15 protein-coding genes are annotated in these 17,089 nt (G+C 65.1%); all 15 read right to left on the bottom strand.

Going from position 1 to position 17,089, the window contains the following annotated elements; translation table 11 throughout:
- Nucleotides 1-6 precede the first annotated feature (6 nt).
- The gene (locus tag GPT34_RS02890; RefSeq protein WP_291009496.1) at nt 7-1,110 is read right to left on the bottom strand and encodes a phospholipase; all 1,104 of its coding nucleotides are present in this window, start codon (nt 1,108-1,110) and stop codon (nt 7-9) included.
- Nucleotides 1,111-1,240: 130 nt separating this feature from the next.
- Nucleotides 1,241-2,065, bottom strand: a complete 825-nt coding sequence (locus tag GPT34_RS02885) for an HDOD domain-containing protein (protein WP_291009494.1) — start codon at nt 2,063-2,065, stop codon at nt 1,241-1,243.
- Between the two features lie 100 nt (nt 2,066-2,165).
- Complete coding sequence (locus tag GPT34_RS02880) at nt 2,166-2,993, bottom strand: HDOD domain-containing protein (protein ID WP_291009492.1); 828 nt, start codon at nt 2,991-2,993, stop codon at nt 2,166-2,168.
- 142 nt (nt 2,994-3,135) lie between these two features.
- Nucleotides 3,136-5,520 (bottom strand): Tex family protein, encoded by a 2,385-nt coding sequence (locus GPT34_RS02875; protein WP_291009490.1) that lies wholly within the window; start codon nt 5,518-5,520, stop codon nt 3,136-3,138.
- A gap of 77 nt (nt 5,521-5,597) precedes the next feature.
- Nucleotides 5,598-7,271, bottom strand: coding sequence for an AMP-binding protein (locus GPT34_RS02870; protein ID WP_291009488.1), 1,674 nt, complete (start codon nt 7,269-7,271; stop codon nt 5,598-5,600).
- Nucleotides 7,272-7,365: 94 nt separating this feature from the next.
- Nucleotides 7,366-8,271, bottom strand: a complete 906-nt coding sequence (locus GPT34_RS02865; RefSeq protein ID WP_291009486.1) for an SDR family oxidoreductase — start codon at nt 8,269-8,271, stop codon at nt 7,366-7,368.
- A 127-nt stretch (nt 8,272-8,398) separates the two neighbouring features.
- Nucleotides 8,399-8,872, bottom strand: coding sequence for a GNAT family N-acetyltransferase (locus GPT34_RS02860; RefSeq protein ID WP_291009484.1), 474 nt, complete (start codon nt 8,870-8,872; stop codon nt 8,399-8,401).
- 5 nt (nt 8,873-8,877) lie between these two features.
- The gene (locus GPT34_RS02855) at nt 8,878-9,813 is read right to left on the bottom strand and encodes a glutathione S-transferase family protein (RefSeq protein WP_291009482.1); all 936 of its coding nucleotides are present in this window, start codon (nt 9,811-9,813) and stop codon (nt 8,878-8,880) included.
- A 34-nt stretch (nt 9,814-9,847) separates the two neighbouring features.
- Nucleotides 9,848-11,497, bottom strand: a complete 1,650-nt coding sequence (locus tag GPT34_RS02850) for an isovaleryl-CoA dehydrogenase (protein WP_291009480.1) — start codon at nt 11,495-11,497, stop codon at nt 9,848-9,850.
- 134 nt (nt 11,498-11,631) lie between these two features.
- Nucleotides 11,632-12,645 carry an NADP-dependent oxidoreductase gene (locus GPT34_RS02845; RefSeq protein ID WP_291009478.1) on the bottom strand — a complete coding sequence of 338 codons (1,014 nt, stop codon included), beginning with the start codon at nt 12,643-12,645 and terminating at the stop codon, nt 11,632-11,634.
- 27 nt (nt 12,646-12,672) lie between these two features.
- Nucleotides 12,673-13,476: an SDR family oxidoreductase gene (locus GPT34_RS02840; RefSeq protein WP_291009476.1), complete on the bottom strand. Its 804-nt coding sequence runs from the start codon at nt 13,474-13,476 to the stop codon at nt 12,673-12,675.
- A 4-nt stretch (nt 13,477-13,480) separates the two neighbouring features.
- Nucleotides 13,481-13,909, bottom strand: coding sequence for a PaaI family thioesterase (locus GPT34_RS02835; RefSeq protein ID WP_291009474.1), 429 nt, complete (start codon nt 13,907-13,909; stop codon nt 13,481-13,483).
- Nucleotides 13,910-14,055: 146 nt separating this feature from the next.
- On the bottom strand, nt 14,056-14,847 hold the full coding sequence (locus GPT34_RS02830) for an SDR family oxidoreductase (RefSeq protein ID WP_291009472.1): 792 nt from the start codon (nt 14,845-14,847) through the stop codon (nt 14,056-14,058).
- A 79-nt stretch (nt 14,848-14,926) separates the two neighbouring features.
- Entirely contained in the window at nt 14,927-15,229 is a 303-nt protein-coding gene (locus GPT34_RS02825; protein ID WP_291009470.1) for a Dabb family protein, read from the bottom strand.
- Nucleotides 15,229-17,052, bottom strand: coding sequence for an acyl-CoA dehydrogenase (locus GPT34_RS02820; RefSeq protein ID WP_291009468.1), 1,824 nt, complete (start codon nt 17,050-17,052; stop codon nt 15,229-15,231). Before GPT34_RS02820 ends, GPT34_RS02825 begins: the two co-directional genes overlap by 1 nt.
- Nucleotides 17,053-17,089: the final 37 nt, after the last annotated feature.

Genomic DNA, 17,089 nt, shown 5'->3' with positions numbered 1-17,089 from the left:
TGGGACTTACAGCGGCTCGACCACCGCGGGATCTGGGTCTTCCAGCCATGCGGCGAGCTCTTCGGCCAGCTGCACGCTGGCCGCGGTGGCCGCGCTCCAGGCGGCGACGCGGGCGGCCAGGTCGGGGCCGTAGCGGGTGAAGTCGGTGCGGTCGGGCAGCTTGCCGTTGGGCAGGCTGCGCACCCACACGGGGCTGGGCGCGATCACCAGCATGGCGTCCAGCGCCGGGCTGGCCCGGTGGCGCCGTTTCCAGACCTTGTCCAGCCAGCCGGGCACTACTTGCTGCTGAAAATGCGGGTACAGCACGATGGGCGCTGCCGCCTGAGGCTGGTAGCGCAGGTGCAAGTGGTAGTCGGTGATGCCGCCGTCCCAATAGGCGCCAGGCGGTGCACCCTCGATGCCGTGCACCGCGTTGAGGACAAACGGGATGGAGCAGCTGGCCTGCAAGGCATCCATGAAGTTGGCTTCGGACAGCGGCACCTGCCGGGTGCGGAAATCCTGGGTGGCGAAGGGCAGCGGTACTGCGGCTGTTGCGTCGCCCGGAGACGAGAACACTACCCGCTCCAGCCAGGCGCCCAGCGCCTTGCGGTGCACCGCGTTGGCGGCGAACGCGCCCAGGTAGCCCACGGGCGTGCGCACCGGCCCCTGCCGACCCAACACATGGCGGCCGCGCGAGGTGACCACATGCAGGCGGTAGCGCGGGTGTTGTATGACTTCGGCGATGCGGCCGCGGTAGAACAGCCTCAGGTTCTCGCCAAACTGCCCGCTCACCTGGTCGGCGCTGGGCCGTTTCTGCCCAGGTGGCAGCTCGTAGTGCTGGCGGATGTAGTCGCGCTCCAGACGCTCAAAGGCCGGCACCGCGCGATCGAGGCAGGCCGTGGCCATGCGCCAGGCGCCGATGGAGGCGCCCACCAGGTCGACCGATTGTTGGGATCTGGGCAACCAGTCACCAAACAGAAAGCGGTCAATGGGTCCGAGGATCAGACCTTTGGGGCCGCCGGCCGCGGCCGGAATGATGCCCACGTCCTGCGGCTGCAGGCCATGCCTATTGATGTGTTGCCAGGCTTTCGGGCCGGCGTAGAGGCGAAGCGCCTGAAAACGGGAAGCCATGGGCAACGATTGTCGCCGACGCCCGCTTCGGACACTGGGTCATCAACCCAGACAAGGTTCACAGAGCCCTTTTGAAGATAGAGGCTCTTGGCCTCGCCGCTCCAGCGGACAGCTCCAGCGTTGGCTGACCTCAGGCTGGCTCAGACGCGTCTTCGGTACGGGTCAGCGCCGGATTCTCCTCGCCGACCACGATATCCGGGTCGATGCCCAGCGCCAGACCCACCGGATCCGGGTACGTGTTGATCAGCATTTCGCTGCGCATGTGACCTTCCTCGGCCCGGGCGCGCCAGGACGCGATGTGTACCACGCCGGCAATCGGCTCGTAGGTTTCATTTTCAAACGGTGCGCACTGGTGCTCGATGGCAGTGATCATGCGTTTGGGGAAGTGCCATTCTCTGGCCAGCGCAGCACCAACGTCGGCGTAGCTGTAGCCGAAAAGCCCTTTTTCGGCATTGGCCCGCTTGAGATCGAGCATGGGCACGCTGCGCTCCAGATCGATCATCGCTTCGGGCATGCCGACGTGCATCACCAGCTCACCGATGTTGTGGATCAGGCCGGAGGTGAAGGCTGTGCTCTCGTCGATGCGGATCGGCAGCGCGATGTAGCGAGCCAGGTTGGCCGAGTTCAGGCTGTAGCGCCAGAACTGGTTCATGTTCACACTGCCCACGCAGTGAAATCCCTCGCCGAACGAGGCAGCGATCACCAGCGCTCGGACCTTGATCAGGCCTAGGACGTTGATGGCTTCCTTGGCGTTGGACACCGAGCGGGTGAGGCCAAAAAACGCCGAGTTGGCCATCTTCAGCAGCTTGGCGGTGAGCACCGGATCGTCCTGGATCAGGGCCGCCACCTGGCTCATGTCCACTTCTTCCTGATCGAAGGTGGCAATCAGCTTGCGCACCACCTTTGGTGCAGCGGGGAGTGCATTGGGCTGCTTAAGGAGCTTTTCGATTTGCATGGTGTGCTGCCTGGTGGTTTGCGATATGGACAAAGCCTGGTTTAAGGAAGTTTTCGGTGGTCTGTAGGAAAACTTGAGGCGGATTGGCAAAAAAAGGCGCTTAACCGACAAAAGCGCCCAGCGCATTGCTGAACGACCATTCCGATGGATCTTTGCCGAGCACGCTGTCCAAGTCGAGGCCCAGGGTGAGGCCGACCATATCGGGGAAAGTCGAGGCCAGGCCACTGCTGTCGAGCTGCAGTTCTTCGGCGCGGGCTCGCCAGGAAGCCAGGTTCAGCAGACCGGCCAGCGGGTCGTAGGCCTCTCCCTCGAAGGGCTCGATCTGGTTGGCCAGCGCAGACACCATCTCTGGTGGGAACTGCCATTTCTCGATCATGCCGGCGCCGGCCTCGGCGTAGCAGTAGCCCAGCTGGGCTTTTTCGGCGGCAGCGCGTTGCAGATCCAGCGGCGGCGTGGCCATGTCCAGCGGCAGCATGTCCTCGGGCATCGCAATGTGCATGATCAGGATCCCGATGCCGTGGATGAGGCCACCGGTGAAAGCGTTGCCTTCGTTTTGCCGCAACACGCCGGCCAGCGAGCGCGAAATGTCGGCCACGCGCAGGCTGTAGCGCCAGAACTGTTTGAGATCGATGCCGGGCACGTTTTTGAAGCTCGAGCCCAGGGCCGCGGCCATGACCAGGGAGCGCACGTGGGTCAGGCCCAGCAGGGCCACCGCCTCGTCGGCGCTGCCGATCTTGCGGCTGACGCGAAAAAAGGCGGAGTTGGCGAGTCGCAGCACCCGGGTGGTGAGCGCTGGATCGCGCGATATCAGCTCGCCGATGCGGCGTGGGCTCGGGTCTTCCTGGTTCATCTCGCCCAGCAGGTCGGTGACGGCGCGGGGCATGGCCGGCAAGGCGCGAGGGTAGTTGAGCAGGGCTTCCAGTTGCATGGGGAAGGCTTCAGGTCAGGTTTGAATGCCTTTTGTATCGACCTGTCCCCCCCATACTTGAGCTGCGCAGCCCTCTGGAAACCAGCCAATTGCGCTCGATTTCACACCCATCTTTGGGCTGCACGACCCGGGCAGGCCGGGATCAGCGTTTGCCCTGCCCTTGCAGGCGCGCAAAAGCCGAGGCCATGGCCGATGCAGCCGGCGCTCCAGCGCCGGTCGAACGTCCATCGCGCTGGCGTGACGGCTCAAAGCGGTTGTCGCGCGGCATCCCCGCATCGCGCCGAGGGGCTGCAGCGTCGAGCTTCATCGACAAGGCGATGCGCTTGCGCGCCACATCAACCTCCATCACCTTCACCTTCACGATGTCGCCGGTCTTCACGATCTCGCGTGCATCGTTCACGAACTTGTTGGCCAGCTGGCTCACGTGCACCAGCCCGTCTTGGTGCACGCCCAAGTCTACAAAGGCGCCGAACTGGGCCACGTTGCTCACTGTGCCCTCCAGGATCATGCCCTCGCGAAGGTCGCTGATATCGTCCACGCCCTCGTTGAAGCGCGCCACCTGGAAATCCGGACGGGGATCGCGGCCAGGCTTTTCCAGCTCGGTCAGGATGTCCTTGACCGTGATGATGCCAAAGCGCTCGTTGGCGAACAGCTCCGGACGCAAGGCCTTGAGCATGTCGGTCCGGCCCATGAGTGCGGTCACCGGCTGACCAGTCTGTTGCATGATTTGCTCGACCACCGGGTAGGTTTCCGGGTGCACGCCTGTCATATCCAGCGGGTTGTCACCGCCGCGGATGCGCAGAAAACCGGCACTTTGCTCAAACGTCTTGGCACCCAGGCCGGCCACGTCCATCAGCTGCTGGCGGCTTCTGAACGCGCCATGAGCCTCGCGCCAGCGCACCACCGCCTTTGCCACGGTCGGCGACAAGCCCGACACCCTGGAGAGCAGCGGCACGCTCGCGGTGTTGAGGTCCACACCCACGCCGTTCACGCAGTCTTCCACCACCGCTTCGAGCGTGCGCGCCAGCTCGCTCTGGTTCACATCGTGCTGGTACTGACCGACGCCGATGCTCTTGGGGTCGATCTTGACCAGCTCGGACAGCGGGTCTTGCAGGCGCCGTGCGATGCTGGCTGCGCCGCGCAGGCTCACGTCCACATCGGGCATTTCCTGCGAGGCAAATTCGCTCGCGGAGTACACCGAAGCGCCGGCCTCGCTGACCACAACCTTCTGCACCCCGCCTTGCCCGGCTCTCTCCAGCAGCTTGATCAGGTCGGCGGCCAGCTTGTCGGTCTCGCGGCTGGCTGTACCGTTGCCAATCGCAATTAGGTTCACACCGTGCTTTCGCGCGAGCTGGCCGAGTGTGTGCAGGGATCCTTCCCAGTCTCTCCGGGGTTCGTGCGGAAAGACGGTCGCGGTGTCCACCAGCTTGCCCGTGGCGTCGACCACGGCTACCTTCACGCCGGTGCGGATGCCCGGGTCCAGCCCCATCACCACCTTCGGGCCTGCCGGCGCAGCCAGCAGCAGGTCGCGCAGGTTGTCGGCAAACACCTTGATCGCTACCGCTTCGGCGCTCTCGCGCAGGCGGGTGAACAGGTCTCGTTCGCTGGACAGGCTGAGCTTGACCCGCCAAGCCCAGGCCACGCACTTGCGCAGCAGTTCGTCGGCGGCACGGCCTTGGTGGCGCCAGCCCAGATGCAGCGCGATGCGACCTTCGGCCAGCGACACCGCCGCTGCGGGCTTGGTGCCGGTGGTCGCCACCGGCTGGGGTTCTGGCAAGACCAGCTTGGCGTCCAGAATCTCCAGGGTGCGGCCACGGAACACGGCCAGCGCCCGGTGCGAGGGTACGCGGCTGATCGACTCGGCGTAATCGAAATAGTCGCGGAACTTGGCCACATCGGGGTGGTTTTCGTCCTTGCCGGGTAGCAAGCTGCTCTTGAACAGGCCCTGGTCCCAGAGCCACTCGCGCAGCGATTTCACCAGGGCCGCATCTTCGGCCCAGCGTTCGCTCAGGATGTCGCGCACGCCGTCGAGCACCGCGGGCACGGTGGAGAAATCGGCGCCAGGCTTGCCGTCATCGAGCACCTCGGGTGGCCTGGTGAACGCAGCGGCCTCGGTGGCCGGGTCCAGCGTCGGGTCGGCCCAGAGCTTGTCGGCCAGCGGCTCAATCCCGAACTCACGGGCGATCTGGCCCTTGGTGCGGCGTTTCTGCTTGAACGGCAGGTACAGGTCTTCGAGTTCCTGCTTGGTCGGGGCGGCGGCGATCGCCGCGCGCAGCGCGTCGGTGAGCTTGCCTTGCTCGTCGATGGCTTTGACCACGGCAGCTCGGCGGTCTTCGAGTTCGCGCAGGTAGCTCAGGCGCGCCTCCAGCTCACGCAGCTGGATGTCGTCCAGCCCGTTGGTGGCTTCTTTGCGGTAACGGGCGATGAACGGCACGGTGGCGCCGCTGTCGAGCAGGTCCACAGCGGCCTGCACCTGCTGCACCTGAATCCGGATTTCCTGCGCGATCTGCGCGATGATTTTCTGCATGACAAAAAAAAGGCACCGAATGGTGCCGTTGGGGAATGACAAGCGTCAGTTTGCCACAGCCGGTACCCTCTTCCTGCTCAGGCCCAAAGCACCTTCTGCTTGTTCTGGTACCACTTCTCCATCTGCGGCTCGACCATCTTCTCGATGCGCGTCCGCTTGATCTTCATGGTGGGCGTGAGGCAGCCGTTTTCAATGCTCCAGGGTTCACTCACGACCACGATCATCTGCAGCCGCTCGTAGTCGGCCACCTGGGCGTTGAGCTGGTCGAGCAGCTGGGTGAACTCCTGCTCCACCTGCTGGCGCAGCGCCGGCTCGTGCTGGCGTGGGCGCAGGGCTTCACTCAACACCACCATGGCGTAGGCCGACGGCTGGCCGACACCGGAGACGATGGACAGCTCGACCATCGGGTGGGCGTTGATACGGTTCTCGATCGGGGCCGGCGCCACGTATTTGCCCTTGGCGGTCTTGAACTGCTCCTTGGCGCGGCCGGTGATCTTGAGCAGGCCATCGTCGCGGATTTCGCCCAGATCGCCGGTTCGGAAAAAGCCGTCTTCGGTGAAACACTGCGCCGTCAGCTCGGGCTGCTTGTAGTAGCCGACAAGTTGCCCCGGCGACTTGACCTGGATCTCGCCCTCCGCACTGATGCGACCCTCCACCCCCGCCAACGCCACGCCCACGTAGCCGGGAGCGCTTTGCGCATCGTTCGAGGTGAACGAGTAGGCAAAGTCTTCGGTCATGCCATAGCCTTCGTTCAGGTTCAAGCCCAGGCGCTTGTACCAGGTGATCAGATCCGCCGGAATCGGCGCCGATCCGCTGCCGGCAAACTTCACCTGCTCCAGGCCCAGACCGGTGAGCACCTTGCGGCCGACGATCCGGCCCAGAATGGGAATGCCGAGCAGCCGGTCCAGCTTCTTGGGCGGCATCTTGGCAAACACGCCTTGCTGGAACTTCAACCAGAGGCGGGGCACCGAGATGAAGGCGGTGGGCCGCGCACGCTGCAGATCGGCCAAGAAGGTGTCAAGCGACTCGGCAAAGAAGATATGCACCTGCCCGTCGATCAAAGAGCCGCACTCGATCCAGGCTCGCTCGAAGATGTGGGCCAGCGGCAGGTAGGACAGAACGCGGATATCCCCTTGCACATTGCTGCGCAGGCTGGCGGCGATGCCGGTGGCCGCGGCCGAGGCGCTGGCAAAGCTGTGCATCACGCCTTTGGGCGTGCCGGTGGAACCCGAGGTGTACATCAGCAGCGCGAGGTCGTCGGCGCCGCGCGCGGGCTGGCCGGTGACGGGCTCGGTGCGCGCCACGATCGCGTCCCATGTCTCGAAATCGGTCTCGGGCGCGAGCGGGAAGGCGATGCATGGCAGGCCGGCGGGCACGCCAGGCGCCTGATGGGGCCAGGTGTCGAGCTTGCCCACGAACAGAAGGCTGGCCTCGCTGTGTTCCAGCACGTACTTGACCGTGTCGGCGGTTTCGGTCGGGAAGATCGCCACCGTGGTGTGGCCGGCCATCCAGATGGCGATCTCGGCCATGATGAAGTGGGCGCAGTTTTTCGACAGGATGGCGATGCGCGAACCCGGTGCAAAGCCCTGGGCTTGCAGGTGCGCGGCCATGCGCCTCGACTGGTCCATCACCTGGGCCCAGGTGTAGTCCACCACCTGGCCGCCACCCGTGGGCTGGGTCAGGAAGACGCGGCTGGCCTGGGCCTTCTCGTGTTCGTAAATGTGATCAAGCAGCAGTTTCGCGGTGCCCATGGAAGCCTCTCATGTTGATGGTGGCGGCCATTGGACGCCATGGCCGGCAGATGCGCATCGCGGCAAACACCCTTGCCTGCCTTGCCGATTGCTGTCAGCCCCCTCGAAGAGCGGCGCGCAGACCCATGCCGATGTCGGGCCGCTCGGCAAACGGATCCGCCGGGTTGGTGCCGGCCACGATGGCGTCGAAGCGCTGCTGGGCGTTGCCCAGGGCCTTTGGGTGGCTGTAGATGTAGAAGTGGTCGGCGGTCATGGCATCAAACACCATCTGCGCCACCTGGGCTGCGCTCACCTTGCCCGACTTCACCGCTTTTTCGCCCATGGCCTGACCGATCAGCTGGCTTTGGGTGGGCTGCTCGTCAGCCATGGCGCTCGGGCGGTTGCGCTGGCTGTGGCTGATGCCAGTGGGCACAAAGTACGGGCACAGCACGCTGGCGCTCAGCTGGTCGGTCACCAGCTTCAAGTCCTGGTACAGGGTCTCGGTCAAGCTCACCACCGCGTGTTTGCTCACGTTGTAAATGCCCATGTTGGGCGCGTTGAGCAGGCCGGCCATGCTGGCGGTGTTGACGATGTGGCCGCGCCAGGTCGGATCGACCTTGGCAGCGGCCAGCATCATGGGCGTGAACAGGCGCACGCCGTGCACCACACCCCAGAGGTTGACGCCGAGCACCCACTCCCAGTCCTGGACCGAGTTCTCCCAGATCAGGCCGCCCGAGCCCACGCCCGCGTTGTTGAACACGAAGTGCGGCGCTCCGAAGGCCTGCTGCACCTCGCTCGCCAGGGCTTCCATCTGGGCCGCATCGGACACGTCGACCCGGCGCGCCAGCACCTTGGCGCCGGCGGTCTTCATCTCGGCCTCGGCGGCGTCCAGCGCGTCCTGCTGCACATCCACCAGCACCAGGTTCATGCCATGTGCAGCACCGATGCGCGCGCACTCGAGGCCAAAGCCCGATCCCGCGCCGGTGAGCACGGCGGTCTTGCCTTTGAAGTCTTGAATCATGGAAAGGTCTCCTGGGTGTGATGGTGGGTAGGTGAAGGGTGCCTTTCAGCACACACCGCGGAACCGGCTCTGCCGGGCCGCTGGTGTGGTCCCCTTGGGGGGAAGACGCGAAGCGGCGCAGGGGAATTCAGTTTCTGATCATCTCGATGTGGTCAATGCCGTCTTCCAGATAGATCTCACCCTGCGGCTCGAAACCGTGCTGGCGGTAAAAGGCTTGGAGGTGCGCCTGGGCGCCAATGCGGATGGGCTGATCGCCCCAGCGCCGGTGGAGTTCGGCGATGGACTCGCGCATCAGCCCGTGACCCAGGCCGCTGCCGCGGGTGAGCGGGGCGGTGACCACCCGACCGATGCTGGCCTCGGCGAAGGCAGTGTGAGCTGGCAGCAGTCGAGCATAGGCTAACAAGGCCGTGCCCTCGGGCGCATGGGCGGTTTCCCCAAGCATGTGCAGCGCGTGCGCGTCGCGGCCATCCAGGTCCTGAAAAGCACAGACCTGCTCCACCACGAACACCTCGGCGCGCAATTGCAGCGCCCGGTACAGCTCGGCCGCCGTCAGCTCGTCAAAGGTCAGGCAGCGCCAGCGCAGCGCCTGATGGGGTGGCATGTGGCTCAAGCGCGCACGGCCTTCAGCACAAAGCCGATGCGCGGAAAGTGCACATGCAAGGTGCCTGCGCGCACGTCGCTGCGCTCGAGGGTGTAGCGGGTGCGGGTGGCGGCGCGCAGGATGCCTTCAGTGGGTTCCTGGCCAAAGGTTTCAGCGGCGATGGTGACGTGGCTGCCCAGAGCTATGTCGTGCTCATCCTGGAAGGCCTCGTCACCCAAGGGCAGGGGCTGGGCAGCGGTAGCCACCGCCAGGGCGGCGGCTGCGTCGAATTTCTCCATCTGGCCATGGCCCAGCGCGTGCAGGCGGTCCATCCAGGCGATGACCCCGGGCGTGGCGTCCAGGATCACGCCCATGGTGGGGTTCACCACGCGGCTGAACCACAGCGGGTGGTAGGCGGCGAAGTCGGCCACGCAAGGCGCGTCACCGAGCAGAAACGGCTGTTGGTCCAGCATGTCGGCCAGGCGGCGCAGGTAGCTTTTGTAGGCCGCGGTGGCGTCACCCGCGCGAGGCGTGGTCATGCCGGTGCGCATCGCACCACGGTCGGTGGCGAAGGCCTTGGCTTCTTCGGGTGGGCGCCCGGCGAACATGGCCGCTGCCCCTGTCGGGCTGAGGTTGTAGCCCATGGCGGCCCAGAACAAGGTGCTGTCGGCCCATTGCGCCAGCACGCGGGCCAGGCCCTTGCGCCCGTGCTGGTACAGCGTGGGCTCGGGTTGGCGGTGTTCGAGCACGTCGCAGATCAGCGCGGTGTCGCAATAGATGTCGGCGCCGATCTGCAGGATGGGCGTGCGCCGGTAGCCACCGGTCAGAGCCAGCACATCGGGTTTGGGCATGATGCGCGGGATCAGCACGCTCTTCCAGGCCAGCTGCTTGAGGCCCATGATGAGGCGGACCTTCTCCGAAAACGGAGACGACGGGTAGTGGTGAAAGATCAGCTCGCTCATTGGGGTCTCCGAATGTTGTTGTGGGTATCGTGGATCAGTGTGGCATGGCCCGCGCCAGGATTGCATCGAAGTCGGTGCCGGCGGACAGGCTGCCGAAGGTGTGGCCCCAGTGTCCGGCGATGCGAGACTCGCAGAAGGCCGCAAACACCTCGGCGGGCGCGGTCTGCGCCAGCAGCGCGGCCTGCACGGCCAGGGCCACGGCTTGCGCCAGGCGGCGGGCTTCTGTTTCGGTGGCCATCTGCTCGACGCGCAGTGGCAGCGTGTCGGCCAGGTGGTCGAGTGCGCGGTGCATGCCACGCGCTGGCGCGAGCTCGTGTGCCAGCGCCGCGGCGGCGTCGGCCTTGCGCAAGGCGCGCAACAGGTCCAGCGCCATGATGTTGCCCGCGCCCTCCCAGATGCTGTTGAGCGGCATTTCGCGGTAAATGCGCGCCATGATGCCCTCGCCACCCTCCTCCACATAGCCATTGCCGCCCAGGCACTCCATGGTCTCCTGGGCGAAGTGGCTGCCGCGTTTGCAGATCCAGAGTTTCGCCACCGGCGTGAGCAGGCGTTGCATCACGCGCTCGTGCGCGTCCTCGGCTTTGTCGAAGCTGCGCGCCAGCCGCATGGCCAAAGCGGTCGCCGCCTCGGACTCCAGCGCCAGATCGGCCAACACGTTTTTCATCAGCGGCTGCTCGATCAGTGGCTTGCCAAAGGCCTGCCGCTGCGACGTGTGGTTCAGCGCCAGCGACAAGGCCTGGCGCATGAGACCGCTGGTGCCCAGGGCGCAGTCGAGCCGGGTCATCGTGCCCATGGCCAGGATTTGCGGCACACCGCGCCCCTCCTCGCCCACCAGCCAGGCCGTAGCGCCCACGAATTCAACCTCCGAGCTCGCGTTGGCCTTGTTGCCCAGCTTGTCCTTCAGGCGCTGGATGAACAGCTGGTTTAACGTGCCGTCCGGTAGCACGCGCGGCAGGAACAGGCAGCTCAGGCCCGACGGTGTCTGGGCCAGGATCAAAAAGGCGTCGCACATCGGTGCCGAAAAAAACCACTTGTGGCCGGTGACGCGGAAGCGCTGGCCCCAGGGGTCACTGCCATCGGCCACCGCCTGCGTGGTGTTGGCCCGCACGTCCGAGCCGCCCTGCTTCTCGGTCATGCCCATGCCCATAGTCACGCCGGGCTTGTTTGTCCACAGGGTCAGCGCCGGGTCGTAGGCGCGGCTGGTGAGTTGCGGCGCCCAGTCGCGGTAGATGGCGTGGTTGGCCTGCAGTGCGGGTGCCACCGCGTAGGTCATGGAAATCGGACAGAGCATGGACGGCTCCAGCTCGGTGAAGAGCATGAAGCCGGCCGCGCGTTGAAGGTGGGCATGGCCGGTCGCCTGTTCGATTTCGGCGAAGGGTGTGCCATGCAGACCAGCGGCAGTGGCCTCGGCCATCAGCGCGTGGTAACTCGGGTGGAATTCCACCTGATCGATGCGGTGGCCAAACCGGTCGTGGCTCTTGAGCTGCGGCGTGAACACATTGGCCAGGCGGGCGTGGGTCTGCATGGCCGCGCTGCCCACGCGCTCACCCAGCGCGCTCAACGGCGCAGTGTCCAGCGCTGGCGCATTGAACGCAAGCGCCGCCTGCAACGCGCGATTGCCGCTGAACAGATTCACGTCAACCAACGGTTCAGGTTGATTGAAAACCTCATGCGTCGCGTTCATGGAGTCTCCTGATGGGAGAGAGCTAAGGACATCGCAATACCGGAAGGGAGCTCACCCAGGCCACCGCGGAACCGGCTACGCTGGACCGCCAGTGGCGCCCCCTGGGGGGTGACGCCGCAGGCGGCGCGGTGAGATCAAAGTTTCACCAGTTGCTTGCCGAAGTTCTTGCCCTTGAGCAGACCCAGGAAAGCTTCGGGTGCGGCGGCAATGCCTTCGGCGATGGTTTCGCGCGGGCGCAGCTTGCCGGTGGCGACTAGGGTGCCCAGCTCGGTGAGCGCCTCGGGCCAGATTTCCATGTGTTCGCTGACGATGAAGCCCTCAACCTTGAGGCGGTTCACCAGGATCAGGGCCGGGTTGGTGAGCGGCAGCGGCGCGCCGTCGTAGCCGGCGATCATGCCGCAGACGGCAATGCGACCGAAGGCGTTCATGCGCAGCAACACTGCGTCCAGGATCATGCCTCCGACGTTCTCGAAATAGCCGTCAATGCCGTCCGGGCAGTGCTCTTTGAGCGCCTTGGCCAGGGAGTACATGTCCTTGTGCTGCTTGTAGTCGATGCAGGCGTCAAACCCCAGCTCCTCGACCGCGTACTTACACTTCTCCGGGCCGCCGGCAATGCCCACCGCGCGGCAGCCGCGCGCCTTGGCCAGGGCGCCAAACGCGCTGCCCACCGCGCCGGTGGCAGCGCTGATGACCACCGTCTCGCCGGCCTTGGGGTTGATGATCTTGACCAGGCCGTACCAGGCGGTCACGCCCGGCATGCCGACCGCGCCCAGGTAGTGCGACAGCGGAACATGGGTGGTGTCAACCTTTCGCAGCGCGCCGGGCTGGTTGGCGTCCACCACGCTGTATTGCTGCCAGCCGCCCATGCCGACTACCTGGTCGCCGACAGCCAGCTTGGGGTGCTTGGACTCGACCACTTCGCCGACGGTGCCGCCGATCATGACTTCGCCCAGGCCCTGTGAGGCGGCGTAGCTCTTGCTGTCGTTCATGCGGCCGCGCATGTAGGGGTCCAGGCTCAGGAAGTGGTGCTTGACCAGCACCTGGCCATCTTTCAATGCAGGCGTCTCGGTGGTGACGAGCTTGAAGTTGTCGACGGTGGCTTCGCCTTGGGGGCGGTTGTCGAGCACGATCTGTTGGTTGGTGGGCATGTGAATGTCTCCAGTTTGGGAAGGGTTTCAGGGTTGAATGGGACGGCGCAAGGTGGGCAGGCCGACGCCAGCGGCGTCAAAGCCGCCGTCGACCGCCAGCACCTGGCCATTGACATAGCCGGCCTCGGCGCTGCAAAGAAAACCCACTGCGTGGGCGATTTCGGCTTCGGTGCCGTAGCGGGCCAGAGGAATGGTGTCGCGGTAATCGGCGCGGATGGCTGGCGTGTGCACCGCCTTGGCCATGGCGGTTTCCACCGGGCCGGGCGCAATGGCGTTGACGCGGATGCCGGCGTTGCCATACTCCACGGCCTGTTGCTTCGTGAGATGGATCAGTGCCGCCTTCGAAGTGCCGTAGGCCACACGCAGCGTGCTGGCGCGCAGACCCGAGATCGACGCGATGTTGACCACCGACCCACCCCCCTGAGCCAGCATCGTGGGTGCCACCGCCTGTGTGCACAGGAACGGGCCGTCGAGGTTGGTCGCCATGACCCAGCGCCAATCGTCGAAGCTGGTCTCGCCGATCGGTTTGAAGGTGGCCACACCGGCGTTGTTCACCAGAGCGTCGATGCGTCCAAAGGCCTCCACCGTCTTTTGTACTGCCGCGCTCACTTGAGCGGGGTCGGACACATCGGTGTGCAGCGCCAGCAAACGGTGGGCCTGGTCGCCCAGCGCATCCTTCAGCCGGGCCGCGGTCTGGGTCAACGTCTCGGCGTCGACATCGATGAGTGCCACGCGGTGACCCTGGTCCAGGAACCAGCGAGCAATCGCCAGGCCGATGCCACGCGCGGCACCCGTGACCAGGGCAACAGGAGGGGTGGTCGGCTGGTTCATGGGCTCAGTCGGTGGCAATGCGGTTCAAGGGCTGAGTGCTGCCGGGACCCACAGGCAAACGGGCCACGAACTTGAAGGTGCCGGTGGCGTGGCAGCACAGCTTGCCCGCCGCGTCGAAGATGCTGGACTCGGTGAATGCCATGGTCGCGGTGCGGTGCAGCAGCCGGCCTTTGGCCAGCAGCGGCCCCTTGGCCGCGCGCATGAAGCTGGTTTTCATCTCGATGGTGACGCAGCCCATGGTGGGCTCGACTGACCGCGCCGCATGGGCCATGACCACGTCCATCAGCGTCATGCTGGCCCCGCCGTGCACCACATCAAACGAATTGAGATGGTCGTCGGCCGGCGAAAAGGCGATCTCCGCTTCACCGCCTTCCATGCGCAGCAATTCGAAACCCAGCAGGTCAACAAAAGGAATGCGAACTTCAAACTTCATGTGGTGGTCTTATCGAAATCGAACCGTTGACGAAACATGGGCGGCACGACGTGCCTGGGTTCTGGATTCGGTAGAACAGGCTCTGCCGGTCCACTCGCATCGCCCCCTTGAGGTGGTGACGCGCGCAGCGCGGGGGTGGACCTTTTCTACCCGCCAGTGACCACACTGACCCCACCGTCCACGGCGAGCCATTGCCCGGTGATGTGCTTGCCAGCGTCCGAGGCGTACAGCACCGTCAGACCCTTCAAGTCTTCATCGTCACCCAGGCGGCGCAGGGGCGCGTGTGCGGCGAGCTTTTCCTCGCCCATGGCCTTGAGCGTGCCCATGGTCATCTTGCTGGGAAAAAAGCCTGGGCAAATGGCGTTGACCGTGATGCCGTACTTGCCCCACTCGGCCGCCAGGGCGCGGGTGAAGTTGATCACAGCGCCCTTGGAGGTGTTGTAGGCGATGGTCTGCATTTCGGGCGGGTTGCCGCCCAGGCCTGCGATGCTGGCGGTATTGATGATGCGACCGCTCTTGCGCGCGATCATGCTGCGCTTGGCCACGATCTGGCTCAGGATGAAGTAGCTGCGCACATTGAGGTTCATCACCTTGTCCCAGGCCTCGACCGGATGGTCTTCGGCGGGCGCGCCCCAGGCGGCACCGGCGTTGTTCACCAGGATGTCGATCTCGCCCAGACGCTGCAGCGATTCGTCGGCCAAGCGCTGGATGTCTGCTTCCTTCGAACAGTCGGCCGCGATCCAGCGCGCGTCGATGCCGGCGGCCTGCAACTCAGCGGTGGCCGCCTCCAGGTCGCTGGCCTTGCGAGAGCTGATCACCACGCGGGCGCCCTGCTCTCCCAGCGCGTGGGCCATTTGCAAACCCAGGCCTCGCGAGCCACCGGTGATGAGGGCGGTCTTGCCCTTGAGGTCGAAGAGTTGCGAAACAGTGCGGGTCATGGGTGTCTCCTGTTGGGATCGGTTTCAGATTGAGGGCCTGCCAAAGACGATAGCGGCGTCAGTGGGCAGCAGCTGTCACTCAGGACTCATAGTCCATGCACTGACGCTCCAGCCGGATGGAGCCGATGAAGGGCTTCAGGGCGAGGTGCTGCGGGTGGTTCTGGTAGGCATCCAGCGCCTGAGCGTCGGTGAAGCGGCTGTTGAGGATGAGGTCATAGGTGCACTCCATGCCGGGCTGGGCCATCGCCACTTCGAATCCCAGCATACCGGGGGTGAGGTTTGCGCACGCATCGAGCAAAGCCTTGGCCTTGGCCGCATTGCTCGCCTTGTCGGCGCCTCCGGCGTGGTCCTTGAGCTTCCACATCACGATGTGGTGCAGCATCAGAACGCTTCCTCGGGCAATCCGGCGCAGGTGGCGTCGCGCTGGCTCACCACCTGCAGCCACGCGCCGATCTTGGGCAGTTCATAGTGGAAGAAGAAGCGCATCGCACCGAGCCGCCCGGTGCGCGCTGGTGCTTCGGGTGCGGCGTGGGCAGTGAGCGCCACGTCCAGCCAGATCCAGGCCAGCACCGCATGGCCAAAAGCCTGCAGGTAGGGAACAGCATTAGCCAGGGCGTCGGTAGGGTTGCCAGTGGCCCAGGCTGCCTTGGTGGCGGCACCCACATCGGCGAGGGCTTGTCCCAGTGACCTGGCGTGATCCGCCAGCTCGGGCACCTGGCCGGCCCGCGCCATGGTGGCTTGCATGCGTGCGGCCAGCAGCTGCAGGCCCTTGCCCTCTTCCATCAACACCTTGCGACCCAGCAGGTCCATGGCCTGGATGCCGTGTGTGCCTTCGTGAATCATGTTCAGGCGGTTGTCGCGCCAGTACTGTTCGACCGGGAAATCGCGCGTGTAGCCGTACCCGCCGTGCACCTGGATGGCCAGGCTGTTAGCCTCCAGACACCATTCGCTGGGCCAGCTCTTGGCGATGGGGGTGAGCACTTCGAGCAGCAGGCGGGCGTCGTCCGCGGACTGCGCGTCGCCCGTGTGCTGCTCGTCGACCAGACGGGCGCAGTAAAGCTCCAGAGCCAGCGCGCCTTCGCAATACGACTTCTGCGCCAGCAGCATGCGCTTGACGTCGGCGTGTTCGATGATCCGGATCTGGGACTGTGCCGGGTCTTTGCCGGCGGGGCCCATGGGTCGCCCTTGGGGTCGGCCCTTGGCATAGGCCAAAGACGCGTGGTAACCCGCCATGCCCAGCATGGTGGCGGCCAGGCCGACGCCGATGCGCGCCTCGTTCATCATGTGGAACATACACGCTAGGCCTTTGCCGGGCTGACCCACCAGATAACCCACTGCGCCGGCTGCGCCGCCGACCGGGTACTTGCCCTCGCCGAAATTGAGCAAAGTATTGGTGGTGCCGCGCCAGCCGCACTTGTGGTTCAGTCCGGCGAGCGCCACGTCGTTGCGCTCGCCGGTCAGTTCACCGTGTGCATTGACCATGTGCTTGGGCACGATGAAGAGCGAGATGCCGCGCGTGCCAGGCACCAGCTTGCCGCTTTCGTCCGGGATCTTGGCCAGCACCAAGTGGACAATGTTCTCGGTCAGCTCGTGCTCGCCGGCCGAGATCCACATCTTGTTGCCCTTGAGGCGATATCGCGAACCCAGCGGATCGTCGGCGAAATCTGCACCGTCAGGCACGGCGCGGGTGACCACGTCGCTCAATGAGGAGCCAGCCTGGGGCTCGGACAAGCACATGGTGCCCGACCAGCGGCCGGAAAACTCGTTGAGCGCAAACACCTGCTTCTGCACTTCGGTGCCATGCTTCATCAGCAGGTTGGCGTTCCCGGTGGTCAGCATGCCCGAGCCGATGCTGACCGATGCCATGGCAAAAAAGCTGTTGGCCGCCGCCTCCACCGTATACGGCAGCTGCATGCCGCCGATCTCTGCATCCTGCGCAGCGCTCAGCATTCCGCTCTCGGCATAGGCCTTCTGGGCGTCGTGAGTGGCCCGTGGCAGGATCACCTTGTCTCCATCGAAGTGCGGTTCCTGCGTATCAACCAGGCGGTTGAACGGCGCGTACTTCTCGCGCGCGATGCGTTCGCAGGTGTCGAGCACCGCATCAAACGTTTCGCGCGAATGGTCAGAGAAACGCTCACGCTGGTTGAGGCTTTCAACGGCCAGCCAATCGTTGAGCAGGAAATCGAGGGTCGGGCGAAGGCTCATCAAAACTCCATGAAAGCGTCATCAATGGAAGTCAGCG

This window comes from Hydrogenophaga sp., assembly GCF_011390835.1.
Taxonomy (GTDB): Bacteria; Pseudomonadota; Gammaproteobacteria; order Burkholderiales; family Burkholderiaceae_C; genus Hydrogenophaga.
The sequence above is the reverse complement of the archived record's forward strand: the minus strand, read 5'-3'. Positions and strand labels throughout refer to the sequence as shown.

What these genes read in the sequence shown, in the direction of transcription:
- GPT34_RS02865 (WP_291009486.1), bottom strand. Translation starts at nt 8,271, where the DNA reads ATGATTCAAGACTTCAAAGGCAAGACCGCCGTGCTCACCGGCGCGGGA.
- GPT34_RS02840 (WP_291009476.1), bottom strand. Translation starts at nt 13,476, where the DNA reads ATGAACCAGCCGACCACCCCTCCTGTTGCCCTGGTCACGGGTGCCGCG.
- GPT34_RS02890 (WP_291009496.1), bottom strand. Translation starts at nt 1,110, where the DNA reads ATGGCTTCCCGTTTTCAGGCGCTTCGCCTCTACGCCGGCCCGAAAGCC.
- GPT34_RS02825 (WP_291009470.1), bottom strand. Translation starts at nt 15,229, where the DNA reads ATGCTGCACCACATCGTGATGTGGAAGCTCAAGGACCACGCCGGAGGC.
- GPT34_RS02820 (WP_291009468.1), bottom strand. Translation starts at nt 17,052, where the DNA reads ATGAGCCTTCGCCCGACCCTCGATTTCCTGCTCAACGATTGGCTGGCC.
- GPT34_RS02845 (WP_291009478.1), bottom strand. Translation starts at nt 12,645, where the DNA reads ATGCCCACCAACCAACAGATCGTGCTCGACAACCGCCCCCAAGGCGAA.
- GPT34_RS02855 (WP_291009482.1), bottom strand. Translation starts at nt 9,813, where the DNA reads ATGAGCGAGCTGATCTTTCACCACTACCCGTCGTCTCCGTTTTCGGAG.
- GPT34_RS02880 (WP_291009492.1), bottom strand. Translation starts at nt 2,993, where the DNA reads ATGCAACTGGAAGCCCTGCTCAACTACCCTCGCGCCTTGCCGGCCATG.
- GPT34_RS02870 (WP_291009488.1), bottom strand. Translation starts at nt 7,271, where the DNA reads ATGGGCACCGCGAAACTGCTGCTTGATCACATTTACGAACACGAGAAG.
- GPT34_RS02835 (WP_291009474.1), bottom strand. Translation starts at nt 13,909, where the DNA reads ATGAAGTTTGAAGTTCGCATTCCTTTTGTTGACCTGCTGGGTTTCGAA.
- GPT34_RS02860 (WP_291009484.1), bottom strand. Translation starts at nt 8,872, where the DNA reads ATGCCACCCCATCAGGCGCTGCGCTGGCGCTGCCTGACCTTTGACGAG.
- GPT34_RS02830 (WP_291009472.1), bottom strand. Translation starts at nt 14,847, where the DNA reads ATGACCCGCACTGTTTCGCAACTCTTCGACCTCAAGGGCAAGACCGCC.
- GPT34_RS02850 (WP_291009480.1), bottom strand. Translation starts at nt 11,497, where the DNA reads ATGAACGCGACGCATGAGGTTTTCAATCAACCTGAACCGTTGGTTGAC.
- GPT34_RS02885 (WP_291009494.1), bottom strand. Translation starts at nt 2,065, where the DNA reads ATGCAAATCGAAAAGCTCCTTAAGCAGCCCAATGCACTCCCCGCTGCA.
- GPT34_RS02875 (WP_291009490.1), bottom strand. Translation starts at nt 5,520, where the DNA reads ATGCAGAAAATCATCGCGCAGATCGCGCAGGAAATCCGGATTCAGGTG.